The following is a 17,912-nucleotide window of genomic DNA, read 5'->3' as shown; positions in this document are numbered from 1 at the left end:
CGCGCGTGCCGCGAGTTTCACGCGACGCACGGGGTCGACACCGCCGGACGCATTTGCGAAAAGAGGAACCGTCGTGCAAACTATCGCCGCCCGCAAGGGCGAGCGCACCCGCGATACCCGGAAGTTGAGACGTTCACGCATGGCCACCGATTACGACGCCCCCCGCAAGACAGAGGACGACAGCGAGTCGATCGAAGCGCTCAAGGAGCGCGTCCCCGACAAGCTCTCGGGCTCGGTCGACGCGGAGGATGCCGACAACCCGTCGGGGTTCGAGCTGCCCGGTGCCGATCTGTCGGACCTCGAGCTCGACGTCGTCGTTCTCCCGCCCCAGGAGGACGAGTTCACCTGTTCGAACTGCTTCCTCGTGAAGCACCGTTCCCAGCTCGATCACGAGACCGCCGACGGCCCTATGTGCCTGGAGTGCTCCGCGTGATCTGAGCCCGCCGCACAGCGGCGGAAAGCCGATCCGGCGTCCGCGATGAGATCACCCACGCGGTCGTCGGGTCGTCGACGTCGGTCACGGGGATCACGACGATCCCGTCGATCCCACCCCGGATCAGATGCCACGACCGCGGGTCGAGACCCGCACCGCGCGCATGGCGCGCATCATCGTCGACGTGCACCTCGGGCGTCCCGAGGAAGTCCACGCCGATGTGCGCCCGCCCGGCGCGCAGTTCGCCGTCCCGGACCTCGACCACCGGCGCGGCCGCGATCATGAGTGCGATCAGCACCACACCGATTCCGGCACCTACCACGAGCGCGATCGTCGTGTCGATGGGAGTGAGGACGAGCGCCGCCATCGGTGCCGCCAGCGCAGCTGCGACCAGGATCCAGAGCGAGGGGCCCAATCGCTCGCGGTACCGCTCCCGGGAGCGGTCGCTGCGGCCGCTGGGAGCATCGGCGTGACGCATGGAGTTCTGCATTACCCTCGTTGGGTGACTGAAACGGTGGACGTCCCCATTATCGCCCCCGACGTCCCGGTGTACGCGCACCCCGGAGATGCCGGAGCCGACCTGGTCGCCGCCGAGGCGGTGCACCTCGGACCCGGTGAGCGCGCGCTCGTCGGCACGGGCGTCCGCATCGCGCTGCCCGACGGCTACGTGGCCTTCGTCGTGCCCCGCAGCGGCCTCGCGGCCAAGCACGGCATCACCATCGTCAACGCCCCCGGGACGATCGACGCCGGCTATCGCGGCGAGATCAAGGTCATCCTGCTCAACACCGATCGCGAGCACGCCCACGACATCGAAGTGGGCGACCGCGTCGCGCAGCTCATCGTGATGCCGGTGCCTCGCGCCGTTTTCATTCCCGTGGAGACCCTGCCCGACAGTGTGCGCGGCGAGGGCGGCTTCGGCTCCACGGGCTATCAGAAGGATGGAATCCTCGCATGACCGACCCCTCAGCCGCCGACGGACCCCGCAAGGTCGCGCCGGAGGACCGCGCCACGACCGGACCGTTCGACGAGTCCGAAGCAAACCCGGTGCGTCCGTACATCGACCTCGGCGGCATCAAGATCCTGCCGCGCGAGGGGCTGAACCTGCGCCTCGAGGTCGAGGAGCAGACCAAGCGCATCGTCGCCGTCGGCCTGGACTACGCCGACTCGACGCTGCAGGTGCAGCCTTTCGCCGCACCGCGATCGGCGGGGCTCTGGGAGGAGACCCGTGAGCAGATCCGCCAGCAGATCCGCCAGCAGGGTGGCCGTGTCGAGGAGCGGGAAGGCCCGCTGGGCCCTGAACTTCTCGCCGAGGTGCCCGTCGTCGCCGGACCGGACGGCACCGCGGGCAAACGTCTCGCCCGCTTCGTCGGCGTGGACGGACCGCGCTGGTTCCTGCGCGGCGTCATCGGCGGGGCGGCCACGGCCGACGTCGAGGCGGCCGCCGCCGTCGAGGACCTGTTCCGCTCGATCGTCGTCGTGCGGGGCGGCTCGCCGATGCCGCCGCGCGACCTCATCCCGCTGCGCATGCCGGCCACGCCGGGATCGGCGTGAGCGACAGCGCGCGCGCGGACGACTCCTCGTCCGAGCCGGCGACGAGCCCTCCCGCTGAGGCAGCGGCCCCGAACGAAAGGGCCGTCGGTCCGTCCGACGCAGAGGCGGATGCTGCCCCCGAAGCTGCGACGGAAGCTCCGGCCTCGGCATCCGAGGTCCTCGGCGCCGCACTCGGCGACGCGGCCCGCCGGGCGGGACTGGATCCGGCAGAGGGCAAGAGCACGGGTCACGTCGTCTGGTCCGCGATGGGGGGCTGGCGCGGCATCCTGGAATCCGTTCTTCCGGGCCTCGTGTTCCTCGTCACCTGGACCGCGACGTACGACCCCGAGAGCCGCTCCGGCAACCTGCTGCTGAGCCTCGGCCTGTCGGTCGGCCTCGCCGCCGTGTTCACCGCGGTCAGGCTCATCCAGCGGCAGTCCGCGAGTGCCGCCATCGGCGGGCTCATCGCGGCGGCCGCCGCCGCCGGACTGTCGCTGTGGACCGGCAGGGGAGAGGACAGCTTCATCCCGGGCTTCCTCACCAACACGATCTACGGCACGGCGTTCATCGTTTCGGCCCTTATCGGCTGGCCGCTCATCGGCCTCGCTGTCGGGTTCCTGATGGGGGAGGGCACCGCGTGGCGCGCGGATCGCCGCAAGCGACGCGTGTTCTTCTGGCTGTCGCTCGCCTGGGGCGCGCTGTTCGCGCTGCGCCTCATCGTGCAGGTGCCGCTCTACTTCGCCGGAGATGTCACCGCGCTCGGCACACTCAAGCTGGTGATGGGGCTGCCGCTGTTCGCGCCGCTGGTCGCCGTCACGTGGCTCGCCGTGCGCGCGCTCTATCCCCGTGCGCCGAAGTGATACATTTATCTTGACATCAAGATAATTTTCCCCCGATCCGTTAGGTCGGCCTCACTAGCCGCGGGCTTCTCTGCGGGGGAAGATGGGGATGCCGGACTCCGGTACGATCCCGCCGCCGACGAAGGAGACAGACGTGTCCACGGTTGACAGCTTCGGTGCGAAGAGCACCCTGACGGTCGGCAGCACCGACTACGAGATCTTCCGCATCGACACGGTCGCGGGCTACGAGAAGCTCCCGTTCAGCCTCAAGGTGCTGCTCGAGAATCTGCTGCGCACCGAGGACGGCGCGAACGTCACCAAGGAGCAGATCCAGGCTCTCGGGTCGTGGGATGCCGCAGCCGAGCCGAACACCGAGATCCAGTTCACGCCCGCTCGCGTCGTGATGCAGGACTTCACCGGCGTTCCGTGCATCGTCGACCTCGCCACCATGCGTGAGGCGGTCACCGCGCTGGGCGGCGACCCGACGAAGATCAACCCGCTGTCGCCGGCCGAGATGGTCATCGACCACTCGGTGATCGCCGACCTGTTCGGCACCGAGAACGCCCTCGAGCGCAACGTCGAGATCGAGTACGAGCGCAACGGCGAGCGGTACCAGTTCCTGCGTTGGGGCCAGACCGCGTTCGACGACTTCAAGGTCGTCCCTCCGGGCACGGGCATCGTCCACCAGGTGAACATCGAGCACCTCGCGAAGGTGATCTACGACCGTTCGGTGGGCGGCGTCCTGCGCGCCTACCCCGACACCTGCGTCGGCACCGACTCGCACACGACCATGGTCAACGGGCTCGGCGTCCTCGGCTGGGGCGTCGGCGGCATCGAGGCGGAGGCGGCCATGCTCGGTCAGCCGGTGTCGATGCTCATCCCCAAGGTCGTCGGCTTCAAGCTCTCGGGCGCGATCCCGACCGGCGTCACGGCCACCGATGTCGTGCTGACCATCACCGACATGCTGCGCAAGCACGGCGTTGTCGGCAAGTTCGTCGAGTTCTACGGCGAGGGCGTTGCGTCCGTTCCGCTCGCGAACCGCGCCACCATCGGCAACATGAGCCCGGAGTTCGGCTCGACCGCCGCGATGTTCCCGATCGACAGCGTGACCGTCGATTATCTGCGCCTGACGGGCCGTGACGAGCAGCAGCTCGCGCTGGTCGAGGCATATGCGAAGGAGCAGTCGCTCTGGCACGACCCCTCGCGCGAGCCGGTCTTCAGCGAGTACATGGAGCTCGACCTGTCCACGGTCGTTCCGTCGATCGCCGGCCCCAAGCGCCCGCAGGACCGCATCGTGCTGTCGCAGGCGAAGCAGCAGTTCGAGAGCGACCTCACCAACTACGCCGAGGTCGACCACGATCTGGTCGATCTCGAGGGCTCGGAGTCGTTCCCGGCCTCCGACCCGCCCGGAAACTCGCCCGAGGACGAGTACAGCCGCCACGAGCACCACCACCACAGCCACGCGCCGGCGACGGCGTCGAAGCCGACCCCGGTGACGCTCGAGGGCGGCGAGAAGTTCGTCCTCGACCACGGCGCCGTGACGATCGCCGCGATCACGTCCTGCACGAACACGTCGAACCCGTCGGTCATGCTGGCGGCGGGTCTGCTCGCGCGCAACGCCGTGAGGAAGGGCCTCAAGGCCAAGCCGTGGGTCAAGACCACCCTCGCGCCCGGCTCGAAGGTCGTCACCGACTACTACGAGAAGGCCGGCCTCACCAAGGACCTCGAAGAGCTCGGCTTCTTCACGGTGGGCTACGGCTGCACCACGTGCATCGGCAACTCGGGCCCGCTCATCGAGGAGGTGTCGGCGGCGATCAACGAGAACGACCTCGCCGTGACGGCCGTCCTCTCGGGCAACCGCAACTTCGAGGGCCGCATCAACCCCGACGTGAAGATGAACTACCTTGCGAGCCCGCCGCTCGTGATCGCATACTCCCTCGCGGGTTCGATGAACTTCGACTTCGAGGTCGACGCGCTCGGCACCGACCAGGATGGCAACGACGTGTTCCTGCGCGACATCTGGCCCGACTCGGCCGAGGTGCAGGCGACGATCGACTCGTCGATCAACAAGGACATGTTCACCCATCAGTACGCGAGCGTCTTCGAGGGCGACGAGCGGTGGCGGACCCTCCCGACCCCGACGGGTGACGTGTTCGAGTGGGATGACGCATCCACCTACGTGCGCAAGCCCCCGTACTTCGACGGCATGACGATGGAGCTGACGCCGGTCACCGACATCTCGGGCGCGCGCGTGATGGCCACGCTGCTGGACTCGGTCACCACCGACCACATCAGCCCGGCGGGAAACATCAAGGCCGACAGCCCGGCGGGCAAGTACCTCGCCGAGCACGGCGTCGACCGCAAGGACTTCAACTCGTACGGCTCGCGCCGCGGCAACCACGAGGTGATGATCCGGGGGACGTTCGCGAACATCCGCCTGAAGAACCAGCTGGTGCGCGCTGTCAACGACGGCGCCGAGGTCGAGGGCGGTCTCACCCGCGACTTCACGCAGGAGGGCGGCCCGCAGTCGTTCATCTACGACGCCAGCCAGAACTACCAGGCCGCGGGCACCCCGCTCGTCATCTTCGGCGGCAAGGAGTACGGCTCCGGCTCGTCCCGCGACTGGGCGGCCAAGGGCACGAGCCTCCTGGGCGTCAAGGCGGTCATCACCGAGAGCTTCGAGCGCATCCACCGCTCGAACCTCATCGGCATGGGCGTCGTCCCGCTGCAGTTCCCGGCCGGCGAGAGCTGGGCGTCGCTCGGACTCGACGGCACCGAGATCGTCTCGATCTCCGGGCTCGAGCAGCTCAACGAGGGCGTCACGCCGAAGACGGTGCGCGTCACCGCCGAGCCGAGCGAGTTCTCCGCTCCCGGCAAGGCCACTGTCGAGTTCGACGCGGTCGTCCGCATCGACACGCCCGGTGAGGCGGACTACTACCGAAACGGCGGCATCCTGCAGTACGTGCTGCGCTCGCTGGTCTGACAGCTGATTCACGGGGGACCGGATGCTGCGGCATCCGGTCCCCCCTTCATGCCCCGGGTAGACTTGCAGAGCCCTTCCCGGGCCGGAAAGGAGCGGGGATGTCGCTGCTGTCGTCCATCACCGGACCCCGCGACCTCGACGCGCTGACCATGGATCAGCTCGAGCAGCTCGCGGACGAGATCCGCGGCTTCCTCGTCGAGAACGTCGCACGCACGGGTGGCCACCTGGGCCCCAACCTCGGGGTCGTCGAGCTGACGGTCGCCCTGCACCGCGTGTTCGATTCGCCGAACGACCCGATGATCTTCGACACCGGCCACCAGTCGTACGTGCACAAGCTGCTCACCGGGCGCCAGGACTTCACGAACCTGCGTGCGCGCGACGGCCTGGCCGGCTACCCGCAGCGCTCGGAGAGTCCGCATGACGTCGTCGAGTCGTCGCACGCGTCGAGCTCGCTGAGCTGGGCGGACGGGGTCTCCCGCGCGCTGACGCGCACCGGCCGCAAGGACCGGCACGTCGTCGCCGTCGTCGGCGACGGCGCGCTCACCGGCGGAATGACGTGGGAGGCGCTCAATAACATCTCCGACGACAACGACCGCAACCTCGTGATCGTCGTCAACGACAACGGTCGCTCGTACGCCCCGACGATCGGCGGCATGGCCCGCTACCTCAACCGTGTCCGCACGGCGGAGTCGTACCGCACACTGCACCGCGGCTCCGACGACTTGTTCCGCAAGCTCGGTCCCGCCGCACGCGCCGTCTATCGCGGCGTTCGCGGGGGCACGCACGGCTTCCTGTCGCGGTTCACCAACAACGCGGCCCTCTACTCGAACCTCGACATCAAGTACCTCGGCCCCGTCGACGGTCACGACCTGCCGACGCTGATCGAGACCCTCGAGCTCGCCAAGTCGTACGGCGCTCCCGTCATCGTCCACGCCATCACCGAGAAGGGCCGCGGCTACGCCCCGGCTCTGGAGGACGAGGCCGACCAGTTCCATGCGGTCGGCAAGATCGACCCGATCACGGGCGAGTCGCTCGGTGCAACGGGCGGTGTCGCCTGGACCGACGTCTTCGCCGACGAACTCGTCGCGGTGGGCGATGCGCGCGACGACGTCATCGCGATGACTGCGGCGATGCTGCGCCCGACCGGCCTGCTCGCGTTCGCACAGCGATTCCCCGACCGCGTCTACGACGTCGGGATCGCCGAGCAGCACGCCGTCGCCTCGGCGGCCGGTCTCGCCTTCGGCGGCCTGCACCCGGTCGTCGCCATCTACGCGACGTTCATGAACCGCGCGTTCGACCAGGTGCTGATGGATGTCGCCCTCCACCGCGCCGGCGTCACCTTCGTGCTGGACCGCGCCGGGGTGACCGGCCCCGACGGACCGAGCCATCACGGCATCTGGGACCTGGCCATGCTGCAGATCGTGCCGAACATCCGCATCGCCGTGCCCCGCGACGGCGCGCGCCTGCGTGAGGAGCTGCAGGAGGCGGTCGCCATCGACGACGGCCCCACGGTGATCCGCTTCCCGAAGGGTGGCGTCAGCCCCGAGCTGCCGGCGGTCGAGCGCCTCGATGATGGCGTCGACGTGCTGGTGCGCTCTGACGCGCACGACGTGCTGCTCGTCGGCATCGGCCCTATGGCGCACATCGCCGTCGACGTCGCCGAGCGCCTCCGCGCACAGGGCATCGGCGCCACCGTCGTCGACCCCCGGTGGGTCGTGCCGGTGCGGCCGTCGATCGTCGAGCTCGCGGCATCCCACCGCCTGGTCATCACGATCGAGGACGGCATCCGGGTCGGCGGCATCGGCACGCGCGTGCGACAGGTGCTGCGCGAGGCAGGGGTCGACACCGCGGTCGACGAGCTCGGGGTGCCCGATGCGTTCATCGATCACGCGAGCCGTGAGCAGATCCTCGAGGACGCCGGCCTGACGCCGGCGAAAATCGCGCACGATGTCGTCGCCCAGGTGCTGGGCACCAGGATTCCGGTGGCGCGCGGTGCCCAGAACAGCGAATCGACACAGACCACGGAGATCCCGGTGATGACCTCGCTGTCGCGCGACCGGCGCGGCTAGACGGACGAGAAGCGGGTCGCGAGGACGGATGCCGCGGCATCCCATTCGGGTGAGGTCGCGTCCGTCCGGCGCGGCGTGATCGCCTGCGACAGCAGGTAGCCGTCGGTGAGCGCATCGCCCGTGACGATGACCCGCAGCAGCTCGATGCCGCAGTCCGTCCGCACGAGTTCTGCGCACGCCGCGACCACGCGCGGCGACAGGAGGTCGTTCGGCGGCAGCACCGCGCCGTCCAGTTCGTGCACGAGATCGCGCAGCGCAGCGCCGACGATGTTGCCCGCCCGCTCCTTCACGTTGACGACGTCCAGCTCCAGAACGCGCAGGTCGTGGCCGGTGACGATCGGCCGCCAGTCGAACGACGCGTGCACGAGGTGCTGATGCCCGCTCGCGGCGGTGAGGCTGCGAGCAGGGAGGTCGGTCGAGCGCGCCCGAACGTCGACCAGCCGGTACCAGTAGAGGATCGGGAACGCCCCGTGGGTCCCCGGACGCAGCACCACGACCTCGCCGCGTCCGTCGTCGGCGCCCCTGACCCTGCGGATGATCGGCTTGCCGTTGCGGGTGCGGATCGCGGTGGAACCCTCGTCGACCGTCACCAGGAACAGCTTCATGAGGGCGGGCACGACCACGAGCAGCGTCAGCGCGGCCCCGCTGGTCTTGACCAGCACCCCGAGCGCGCTGCCGCTGAACATCCCAGAGATCACATCCAGCATCCGGACACCTCCCGTTCGAACCATCCGACAGGGACAGAATGCCGTGCCCAGCGCAGCGCGATGCGCCGTGGTGGCCTCCCAGCGGCGAGTGTTCACGGTTCGGACGCACCACGTTCCGCGAAGTGAGCACCGACGTTCCGCCGGCGCGCGGCGATCGGCCCTCGCCCGCGCTGGGAACCGGCAAGGGCGCACCCTCCCAGGAGGATGCGCCCTTGCGAGGAGGTCGCGCGGTGTCAGCCGCCGATGCCCTTGATCACTGGGTGGTGGAAGGTGGCGCCGAAGGCACGCTCGGATGCGCCCTCGCGGTCGAGGTAGGGCGACGCCCCACCGTCGATGAACGGCCAGCCGGCGCCGAGGATGAGGCACAGGTCGATGTCCTCCACCTCCGGGACCACGCCCTCGTCGAGCATGAGCTTGATCTCCTGCGCGAGGCCGTCCTGCACGCGCGCGAGGATCGTCCCGGCCGAGGCGGGTGTCGAGCCCACCGCGGGCTTGAGCGCCTTCTCGGCCGCCTTGGTCCAGCCCGTGACGCGCCCGCCCTTGTCCTTCTCGACGACCTCCGGCAGCTCGGCGAGGGCGTGGAGGTTCTCGTTCGCGTAGAACCGGTCCGGGAAGGCATCCACCATGGTGTCCTGCACGTGGGCCGCGACCTTCCACCCGACGAGGTCGATGAGCTGGAACGGCCCCATCGGCAGCCCGAGGGGCGCGAACGCCTTCTCGACCTCCGCGATAGGGGTGCCCTCGTAGACGGCGCGCGCAGCCTCACCCATGACCTTGGCGAGCAGGCGATTGACGACGAAGCCCGGCGCGTCGGCGGTGAGCACCGCGTTCTTGCCGAGGTTCTTCGCGACCACGAACGCCGTCGCAAGGGCGGCATCCGACGTCTGCGGCGTCTTCACGATCTCGATCAGCGGCATGACCGCCACCGGGTTGAAGAAGTGGAAGCCGACGAGACGCTCCGGGTGGGCGAGCTTCGCGCCGATCTCCTCGACCGACAGCGACGAGGTGTTGGTCGCGAGGATCGCGTCCTCGGCGATGATCTGCTCGATCTCGCCGAAGACCTGCTGCTTGACGCCGACCTCTTCGAACACCGCCTCGATGACGAAGTCGCAGTCCGCGTACAGGCTCTTGTCGGTCGTGCCGGTGACCAGGGCCCGCAGCCTGTTGGCCGCGTCGCCGTCGAGGCGTCCCTTGGCCTCCAGCTTGCCGATCTCGTCGTGGATGTACGCCACGCCCTTGTCGACACGGGCCTGGTCGAGGTCGGTGATGAGCACCGGCACCTGCAGCTTGCGCACGAACAGCAGCGCGAACTGGCTCGCCATGAGGCCGGCGCCGATGATGCCGACCTTGGCGACCTTCTTCGCGAGCGCCTTGTCGGGGGCGCCGACGGGGCGCTTCGCACGCTTCTGCACCAGATCGAATGCATACATGGATGCCGCGAACTGGTCGCCGGTGACGAGCTCGGCCAGCGCCTCGTCCTCACGGGCGAAGCCTTCGGCCTTCGTGCCGCTCTTCGCCTTGTCGAGGAGCTCCAGCGCCGCGTACGGCGACTTCGGCACCGTGCCGATCTTGGACTCGAGCATGCCGCGCGCCATCTTGACGGCGATCGGCCACTTGGTCAGCCGCTCGATCTTGCCCGGCTCGTGCTTGCGCTCCACCTTGGTCTTGCCGGTCAGCACGCCGTCGGCCCACGCCAGCGAGTCCTCGAGGTAGTTCGCCGCGGGGAAGATCGCGTCGACGATGCCGTAGTCGAACGCCTGCTGCGGCTTGAGCATGCGGTTCTGCTTGAGCGGGTTCGAGATGACCACCTCGAGCGCGTTCTCGATGCCGATGAGGTTCGGCAGCAGGTACGCCCCGCCCCAGCCGGGAATGATGCCCAGGAACACCTCGGGCAGCGCGATCGCGGCGGCGGAGGCATCCACCGTCCGGTACGTGGAGTTCAGCGCGATCTCGAGGCCACCGCCGAGCGCGAGCCCGTTCACGAAGGCGAACGTCGGCACGCCGAGCTCGGACAGCTTGCCGAACACCTTGTGGCCGAGCTGCGCGACCAGGCGCGCATCGTCCTTCGAGCCCACCTTCGAGATGTCGGACAGGTCGGCGCCGGCGGCGAGGATGTACTGCTTGCCGGTGATGCCGACCGCCTGGATCTCGCCGTCGGACGCGCGCGCCTTGAGGGCGTCGAGCGTCTCGCCGAGCTGGATCATCGTGGCCGGGCCCAGCGTGTTGGGCCGGGTGTGGTCGCGCCCGTTGTCGAGTGTGACGAGGGCGAGCACCTTGCCGGAGGCGAGACGGATGTCGCGCACCCGCGAGTGCGTGATCACCTCGCCTTCGGTGACGGCGAGGATGGGGGAGAAGTCGATCTCCGCGTACTGTTCAGAAACGGTGTTCGTCATTCGTGCTGACCCTTACTTCTTCCGCTTGCCGTCGTAGTGCGGGTTCTCCCAGATGACCGAGCCGCCCTGACCGAGGCCCACGCACATCGCCGTGAGGCCGTAGCGGACGTCCGGACGCTCGGCGAAGTGCGCCGCGAGCTGGATCATGAGGCGGGTGCCGGAAGCGGCGAGCGGGTGGCCGAAGGCGATCGCACCGCCCCAGGGGTTCACGCGCGGGTCGTCGTCGGCGATGCCGAAGTGGTCGAGCAGCGAGATGACCTGGATCGCGAAGGCCTCGTTCAGCTCGAACAGGCCGATGTCGTCGATCGTCAGGCCGGCCTTCTTGAGTGCCTTCTCGGTCGACGGGATCGGGCCGATGCCCATGATCTCGGGCTGCACGCCCGCGAACGCGAACGACACCAGCTTCATCTTGGGTGCGAGACCGAACTCCTTCACCGCGCGCCCACCGGCCAGCAGCGACATCGTCGCCCCGTCGGTGAGCGGCGACGACGTTCCCGCCGTCACGCGCCCGTGCGGGCGGAAGGGCGTCTTGAGCGCCGCGAGGTCCTCCATCGTCGTCTGGGGACGGCGACCTTCGTCCTCGGTGGCGAGGCCCCACGAGCCCTCAGCGTCCTTGATCGCGACGGGGACCAGGTCGGGCTGGATCTTGCCGGCGTCGTACGCGGCCTGCACCTTGTGCTGGCTGAGCATGCCGAACCGGTCCGAGCGCTCCTTGGTCAGGTGCGGGAACCGGTCGAAGATGCGCTCGGCGGTGACGCCCATGTTGAGCGCGCCGGGGTCGACCATCTTCTCCGCGACGAACCGCGGGTTCGGGTCGGCGTTGCCGCCGATCGGGTGGTGGCCCATGTGCTCGACCCCACCGGCGAGGGCGAAGTCGTACATGCCCATGCCGATCGAGCCCGCCATGGTCGTGACGCTCGTCATGGCACCCGCGCACATTCGGTCGATCGCGAAGCCCGGGACGGTCTGGGGGAGTCCCGCCAGGATCGCGACGCTGCGGCCGAGGGTGAGCCCCTGGTCGCCGGTCTGCGACGTCGCGGCGATTGCGACGTCGTCGATGCGGTCCTTCGGAACGCCCGGGTTGCGCTCCATGAGCCCGATCGTCGCCTTGACGGCGAGGTCGTCCGCTCGGGTGTTCCAGTACATGCCCTTCTCGCCGGCGCGCCCGAAGGGGGTGCGCATTCCATCGACGAAGAAGACGTCCGAGATCTCGGCCACTCTGCCTCCAAAAATAGGGATGCCGCCAGCCTAGGAGGGGCCGCGGAGCGGCCGGAATCGGGTGGCGGAAACCTACGAAGCGGGTTCCGACGCCTCCGACACAGCTTGCACGGAACCGACAAAGGCATCGGCGATAACCTGTGCAGTCTGCGCAATCTGCCAAGGCCGTGCTCCGAGAGCGGCCAGCACCTCGCCGACGGATGCCGCGGTCAGCGGTTGCGGGGGAGACCAGGCGACTCGGCGCAGCAGCTCGGGCGTCAGCAGGTTCTCCGTCGGCATGTGGAGCTCCTCGGCACGGTGCTCGACGACCGGGCGCGCTGCTTTCAGGCGTACGTCAGCCTCCGGGTTGCGATCGACCCACGCGCGGGGCGGGGGCAGCGTGTCGCCGCCGGTCGACCGTTCGAGCGGAAGCTCGGTGACGGCGCGGCCGGCCTCGATCGCCGCCCACCACCGATCGAGCTGCGACCGGCTCGCCCGTCCGGTGAACTCCTTCAGCGTCCCCAGGGCGCTCTTCGACGCGGGATTCGCGATCACGGCGGCGACGAGCGCCCGGTCGGGGACCAGCCGGCCGGGTGCGACATCCTCTTCCCGTGCGAACTCCTCACGCGCGATCCACAGCTCACGCGCCACCGCCAGCGCCTTGCGGCCACGCACGGTGTGGAGGCCCGACAGACGGCGCCAGGGCTCCTCACGCGGCGGTTTGGGCTCGCGTTCGAGCACCGCGCGGAACTCCTCATCGGCGAAACCTGTCTTGCCCTGCTCGACGAGCTCCTGAACGAGCTTGTCCCGCACGTCGACGAGATGCTCGACGTCGAGCGCTGCGTACTCCAGCCACGACTGAGGCAACGGCCGCGTCGACCAGTCCGACGCCGAGTGCGCCTTGGCGAGGGTGATCCCGAGCGTGTCCTCGACCACGGCGCCGAGGCCGACACGCTCGTGTCCCAGGAGGCGCGCCGCGAGCTCGGTGTCGAAGATACTCGCGGGCTCGAGGCCGATCTCGCGCAGCGAGGGCAGGTCCTGGCTGGCGGCGTGGAGCACCCACTCCTCGCCGCCGATCGCCTCCTGGAGAGCGCGGAAGTCGCCGATCGGCGGCGGGTCGAAGAGGAACACTCCCGCGCCGCGGCGGTACACCTGCACGAGATACGCCCGCTGCGAGTACCGGAAGCCGGACGCCCGCTCGACGTCGACGGCGACCGGGCCTTCGCCGTCACCCAGCAGGCGTGCAGCCTCCTCGGCGCGCGCGAGCTGATCGATCACCTCGTAATCAGCCACGCGGCGACCTGTGCGAACCGAGCATCGCGATCCCTTCCGAGCCGGGCGGGAGACCGGCCAGCATGCAAACCAACTCCGCCCATGCTTCCACGTGCGGGGCGATCGCGCCTTCCGGCGACCACGAGGCGCGCAGTTCGATCTGCGCCCCTTCGCCCTCCGCCTCCAGCGCGCCGAACCCCTTCGAGAGGGTCTTCGTGGCGGTGCCGGATGCCGAGTGGAAGCCGGCATGTCGCGACTCCAGGGCGTCGGTGAGCCAGGTCCAGGCCACGTCTGCGAGCAGGGGGTCCATGCCGATCTCGGCCTCGAGGGGCGCCTGCGCGAAGCAGACGATGCGCCACGGGCCGTTCCACGGGGCCGGTTCGTCGGGATCGTGCAGCAGCACGAGGCGACCGGTGCCGTACGGGGAGTCGGTGTCGTCCGGGGAGGAGCGCACATCCCCTGCGATGGCGAGCGCATCCGGCGCGAGGCCCTGCGGCGCGGCGATCTCACGCACGCTGAGGTCTGCGCGGAAGCGGATGTCGCGCACCGCCTGCGCGGCCTGCTCGAAGGCGCTCGATGCCGCGGGGGGACGCTGCTCAGCCACGCGGACAGACTAGAGTGGTGCCTCGATGGTCGCCTCCAGGCGCGCCGCAGTGCGCCCCGCATCCCCTGCTCTCGTCGCCGGCGTGAAGGCCGCGCTCACCGTGTTGAGCGTCGCCCTGGCCGGTGCGCTCGGCGCGCTTGCCGCAGGCTCCGTGCTGATGGCTCGCAAGGTGGTCACGCCCGCACGCCGTCTGGCCGACACGCGCATCCTCGCGCTCGACCCCGCTGCGCAGACGATCACGCTGTCGCGCACGCTCGACACCGAGCTTCCCGGCCGGTACGGACTGTTCACGACGGGCTCTTCGGACTACATCAAGCTCGGCTCGGTGCTCTCGGAGGATGCCACCAGCGTCAAGCGCAAGCTCCTCACCCACGTCCCGGCGGACGCGCGGCTCGAGCCCGAAGCGGCGTTCAGCGGCTGGTACTACGACCACCCCGAGCAGCTGCACCTCCCGTTCACCCCCGAGCTGATCGGCTCCACGATCGGCCCCTGCCCGGCGTGGCTGTTCCCCGCGGGCGACGGCGACACCTGGGTCATCCAGGTGCACGGGCGCGGCACGACCCGCGCCGAGTGCCTTCGGGCGGTTCCTGTCTTCCATGAACGGGGCATCACCAGCCTGGTCGTCTCGTACCGCAACGACGCCGAGGCACCCCGCAGTCGCAGCGGCACCTATGCGCTCGGCGCCACCGAGTGGCGCGACGTCGACGCCGCGGTGGGCTTCGCCCGCCGTCGCGGTGCCCGCCGCATCATCCTGATGGGGTGGTCGATGGGCGGCGCCATCGCCCTGCAGGTCTCGCTCAACTCCCCGCACGGCGATGCGATCGCCGGGCTGATCCTCGAGTCGCCTGTCGTCGACTGGCGGACCGTGCTGAACTACCAGGCACGCGCGGAGCGCGTGCCCGGCGCCGTCAGCAGGCTCGCGATGGAGGCGCTGCAGACCGAGTGGGCGTCCCCGCTCACGCGGGCCGGCTCCGCGATCCGCCTCGACCAGCTCGATGTCGTCGCGCGGGCGCCGGAGCTGCGGCATCCGATCCTCATCCTGCACAGCGACGATGACGGCTTCGTGCCGTCCGACGCCTCGCACGGGCTGGTCGCGGCACGCCCCGATCTCGTCGAGATGCAGGTCTTCGAAGTGGCGCGGCACACCAAGCTCTGGAACTACGACCAGGAGCGGTGGAGCAGCAGCATCGGCGCCTGGCTCAGCGCGCAGGGACTCGTCGCCGACTGAGCCGCACCGCCGCGAGTCAGGCGGGTGACGCCGCGCGCACCTGCCGCTGCGCCCGCAGCAGCATGCCCGTCATGCCCGAGAGCCGCAGCGGAGACACCACGCGCGTGAGCCCCAGCGTCTGCGGGTAGTCGCCGGGCACCGCCAGCACCTCCGCCGCCGACAGACCGGTGAGGCCCTGCGCCAGGATGCTGGCGAAGCCGCGGGTCGTCGGTGCCTCGGGCGGGGCGGTCGCGTGCATCGAGACGGTGCCGTGCCCATCGACGTCGACGATGATGAAGACGGGGGACTGGCACTCCACGACGCGCTCGTACCGCTCGGGATGGTCCTCGTACTCCGGCGGGACCGCCGGCAGCTCGTACGAGTACTCCAGCAGCAGCTGCAGCCGGTCGGGCTCGGGCAGCTCAAGGAACTCGTCGCGGATCTCGGCGAGTCGGTCGGGCAGGACGGCTTCGGTCATCACACCCATCCTCCCACGCGGCGGGTGCGCACGGCTCAGCGGGCGGGGGCCGCCCCCGGCTCCGCACCCGTCACGATCGGCACGCGCACCGCGCTGCCCCACTCGGTCCAGGATCCGTCGTAGTTGCGCACGTCGTCGAAGCCGAGGAGGTGCCGGAGGACGAACCAGGTGTGACTCGAACGCTCGCCGATGCGGCAGTATGCGACGATCGCGTCGCCGTCCTGAAGACCCGCTTCGGCCCGGTAGATCGCGTCCAGCTCGGCCCGCGACTTGAAACCGCCGTCCACCGCGACGGCACGCGCCCAGGGCACGCTCTGCGCCGACGGGATGTGGCCGCCTCGCAGGGCGCCCTCTTCGGGGTACGCCGGTGCCGTGGTGCGGGAGCCGTCGTACTCCTCCGGAGAGCGGACATCGATGAGCGGCCCGCTGCCCAGGTGCGCGAGCACGTCGTCCTTGTAGGCGCGCAGCGCCGTGTCGTCCCGCTCCACGACCGGGTAGTCCGTCGGCTCGGGCGTCGACCGGTCGGTCGTCACCGGCCGGCCCTCCGCGATCCACTTGTCGCGGCCGCCGTCGAGGAGGCGGACGTCCTCGTGGCCGAAGAGCGAGAACACCCACAGCGCGTAGGCCGCCCACCAGTTGTTCTTGTCGCCGTAGATCACGACGGTGTCGTTGCGCGAGATGCCCTTGCGGCTGAGCAGAGCCGCGAACCCCTCGCCGTCGACGTAGTCGCGCACCACGGGATCGTTGAGCTCGGTGTGCCAGTCGATCTTGACCGCGCCCGGGATGTGGCCGGTCTCGTAGAGCAGCACGTCCTCGTCGGATTCGACCACCGCGAGGCCCGGCTCGCCGAGGTGCGCCTGCAGCCACTCGCCAGTGACGAGCCTGTCCGGATGGGCGTACTCGGCGAACTTCTCGGACGATGTGTCGGTCTCGACGGGCATGGGATCTCCTGGAGTCGGGTGCGGTTCGGTCGGGCGGCTGTCATCCGGCGTCGAGCGAGGCAGGCGCACGCGGGCGACGGTTAGGGTTGAACCGTCGCCTCCGACCATAGATTCCCGGACGGGCGTGCACAGCCCCTCTGTAAGACTCCGACACAGGATCCGCATGACCGCCTCCGTCACACGCACCGGCGTCGTCCATCTCGCGGAGCGCGCCCCCCAGCTCGCAGGCGCAGAGATGGTCGCCGCACTGGTCCCGCCCCCGCAGTTCGCCGATGCGACCTTCGACACCTATCGGGCGGACCCCTCGTACCCGTCGCAGCAGCAGGCGAAGGATCTGCTGCAGGCGTTCTCGGGTGCCTCCGCTCCGGTCAAGGGCGGGCTGTTCCGCCGCGCCAAGCGGCCCGAGCTCAAGCCGGGCATCTATCTCGACGGCGGATTCGGCGTCGGCAAGACGCATCTGCTCGCCGCCGTCTATCACGCGATGCCTGCGCGCCGGAAGTACTTCGGATCGTTCATCGAGTACACGGCGCTGGTGGGCGCCCTCGGCTACCAGAACACGGTCGAGCTGTTCCGCGGATCCGACCTGCTGTGCATCGACGAGTTCGAGCTCGACGATCCCGGCGACACGATGGTGATGACGCGGCTGCTCGGCGAGCTCGTGTCGTCGGGCACGCGGCTGGCCGCGACATCCAACACGCCCCCCAACGCCCTGGGCGAGGGGCGGTTCGCCGCGCAGGACTTCCTCCGCGAGATCCACGCGATGGCCGCGAGCTTCGAGACCATCCGCATCGACGGCACCGACTACCGTCACCGCGCGGTCGACGGCCACGCCGCCGTGCTCGATCCACCGCAATACGAGGCGGCGATCGCGGATGCCGCTGCCGCGGGCCTCGCCTCGGACGACACGTTCGACGGGCTCGTCGCCCATCTCGCCCGCGTGCACCCGTCTCGGTACATCCGCCTCATCGAGGGTCTCTCGCTCGTGGGACTGCGGGATGTGACCCCCTTCACCGACCAGTCCGCCGCCCTGCGCTTCGTCGCCTTCATCGATCGCGTGTACGACGCGCAGCTGCCGATCCGGGCGACGGGAACATCCCTCGATCTGGTGTTTCCCGAGGAGATGCTCGCCGGCGGCTACCGCAAGAAATACCTACGCGCGATCTCACGGCTCGTCGCGTCGACACTCGCGTGAACAGGATGCAGCGGCCTGATTCCCGGCCGGCATCGGGCTGAGCGAAACACGATGTTTACCTGCGCGC

16 protein-coding genes are annotated in these 17,912 nt (G+C 69.6%); 8 read left to right on the top strand and 8 right to left on the bottom strand.

Going from position 1 to position 17,912, the window contains the following annotated elements:
- Positions 1–139: 139 nt before the first annotated feature.
- The gene (locus tag B2K11_RS05090) at positions 140–433 is read left to right on the top strand and encodes a DUF4193 domain-containing protein (protein WP_163617172.1); all 294 of its coding nucleotides are present in this window, start codon (positions 140–142) and stop codon (positions 431–433) included.
- Here B2K11_RS05090 and B2K11_RS05085 read toward each other — a convergent pair.
- Complete coding sequence (locus B2K11_RS05085; protein ID WP_163617171.1) at positions 408–923, bottom strand: DUF3093 domain-containing protein; 516 nt, start codon at positions 921–923, stop codon at positions 408–410. The two genes, B2K11_RS05090 and B2K11_RS05085, sit on opposite strands and share 26 nt — an antisense overlap.
- Positions 924–935: 12 nt before the next feature.
- Between B2K11_RS05085 and dut the strand changes: the two genes are divergently transcribed.
- The 5 genes from dut to dxs all read left to right on the top strand — a co-directional run bounded on the left by dut (position 936) and on the right by dxs (position 7,854).
- Positions 936–1,388 carry a dUTP diphosphatase gene (dut, locus tag B2K11_RS05080; RefSeq protein ID WP_204260011.1) on the top strand — a complete coding sequence of 151 codons (453 nt, stop codon included), beginning with the start codon at positions 936–938 and terminating at the stop codon, positions 1,386–1,388.
- Positions 1,385–1,984: a DUF3710 domain-containing protein gene (locus tag B2K11_RS05075; RefSeq protein ID WP_163617170.1), complete on the top strand. Its 600-nt coding sequence runs from the start codon at positions 1,385–1,387 to the stop codon at positions 1,982–1,984. Before dut ends, B2K11_RS05075 begins: the two co-directional genes overlap by 4 nt.
- Complete coding sequence (locus B2K11_RS05070; RefSeq protein WP_163617169.1) at positions 1,981–2,823, top strand: DUF3159 domain-containing protein; 843 nt, start codon at positions 1,981–1,983, stop codon at positions 2,821–2,823. Before B2K11_RS05075 ends, B2K11_RS05070 begins: the two co-directional genes overlap by 4 nt.
- A gap of 133 nt (positions 2,824–2,956) precedes the next feature.
- Positions 2,957–5,785 (top strand): aconitate hydratase AcnA, encoded by a 2,829-nt coding sequence (gene acnA / locus B2K11_RS05065; protein ID WP_163617168.1) that lies wholly within the window; start codon positions 2,957–2,959, stop codon positions 5,783–5,785.
- A gap of 98 nt (positions 5,786–5,883) precedes the next feature.
- Complete coding sequence (dxs, locus tag B2K11_RS05060; RefSeq protein WP_163617167.1) at positions 5,884–7,854, top strand: 1-deoxy-D-xylulose-5-phosphate synthase; 1,971 nt, start codon at positions 5,884–5,886, stop codon at positions 7,852–7,854.
- Here the strand turns inward: dxs and B2K11_RS05055 are convergent.
- The 5 genes from B2K11_RS05055 to B2K11_RS05035 form a co-directional block, all read right to left on the bottom strand.
- A complete protein-coding gene (locus B2K11_RS05055) occupies positions 7,851–8,561 on the bottom strand; it encodes a hypothetical protein (RefSeq protein WP_204260009.1) in 711 nt (236 codons plus the stop codon). The genes dxs and B2K11_RS05055 overlap by 4 nt on opposite strands.
- A 233-nt stretch (positions 8,562–8,794) precedes the next feature.
- Entirely contained in the window at positions 8,795–10,954 is a 2,160-nt protein-coding gene (locus B2K11_RS05050; protein WP_163617166.1) for a 3-hydroxyacyl-CoA dehydrogenase NAD-binding domain-containing protein, read from the bottom strand.
- A 12-nt stretch (positions 10,955–10,966) separates the two neighbouring features.
- On the bottom strand, positions 10,967–12,172 hold the full coding sequence (locus tag B2K11_RS05045; protein WP_163617165.1) for a thiolase family protein: 1,206 nt from the start codon (positions 12,170–12,172) through the stop codon (positions 10,967–10,969).
- Between the two features lie 72 nt (positions 12,173–12,244).
- Positions 12,245–13,444, bottom strand: a complete 1,200-nt coding sequence (locus tag B2K11_RS05040) for an HRDC domain-containing protein (RefSeq protein ID WP_163617164.1) — start codon at positions 13,442–13,444, stop codon at positions 12,245–12,247.
- Positions 13,437–14,027, bottom strand: coding sequence for a DUF3000 domain-containing protein (locus tag B2K11_RS05035; protein ID WP_163617163.1), 591 nt, complete (start codon positions 14,025–14,027; stop codon positions 13,437–13,439). Before B2K11_RS05035 ends, B2K11_RS05040 begins: the two co-directional genes overlap by 8 nt.
- 25 nt (positions 14,028–14,052) lie before the next feature.
- Between B2K11_RS05035 and B2K11_RS05030 the strand changes: the two genes are divergently transcribed.
- Positions 14,053–15,255, top strand: a complete 1,203-nt coding sequence (locus B2K11_RS05030; protein ID WP_163617162.1) for an alpha/beta fold hydrolase — start codon at positions 14,053–14,055, stop codon at positions 15,253–15,255.
- A gap of 16 nt (positions 15,256–15,271) precedes the next feature.
- Here the strand turns inward: B2K11_RS05030 and B2K11_RS05025 are convergent, their stop codons facing one another.
- Together B2K11_RS05025 and B2K11_RS05020 are read right to left on the bottom strand one after the other, a co-directional pair.
- On the bottom strand, positions 15,272–15,712 hold the full coding sequence (locus B2K11_RS05025) for a SufE family protein (RefSeq protein WP_163617161.1): 441 nt from the start codon (positions 15,710–15,712) through the stop codon (positions 15,272–15,274).
- A gap of 35 nt (positions 15,713–15,747) precedes the next feature.
- Positions 15,748–16,653, bottom strand: a complete 906-nt coding sequence (locus B2K11_RS05020; protein WP_163617160.1) for a sulfurtransferase — start codon at positions 16,651–16,653, stop codon at positions 15,748–15,750.
- A gap of 163 nt (positions 16,654–16,816) precedes the next feature.
- On the opposite strand from B2K11_RS05020, the gene zapE reads away from it, so the two are divergent.
- A complete protein-coding gene (gene zapE / locus B2K11_RS05015; protein ID WP_163617159.1) occupies positions 16,817–17,845 on the top strand; it encodes a cell division protein ZapE in 1,029 nt (342 codons plus the stop codon).
- The last annotated feature ends 67 nt before the right edge of the window (positions 17,846–17,912 follow it).

It is taken from the genome of Microbacterium sp. B35-30 (assembly GCF_010634855.1).
Taxonomy (GTDB): Bacteria; Actinomycetota; Actinomycetes; order Actinomycetales; family Microbacteriaceae; genus Microbacterium.
The sequence above is the reverse complement of the archived record's forward strand: the minus strand, read 5'-3'. Positions and strand labels throughout refer to the sequence as shown.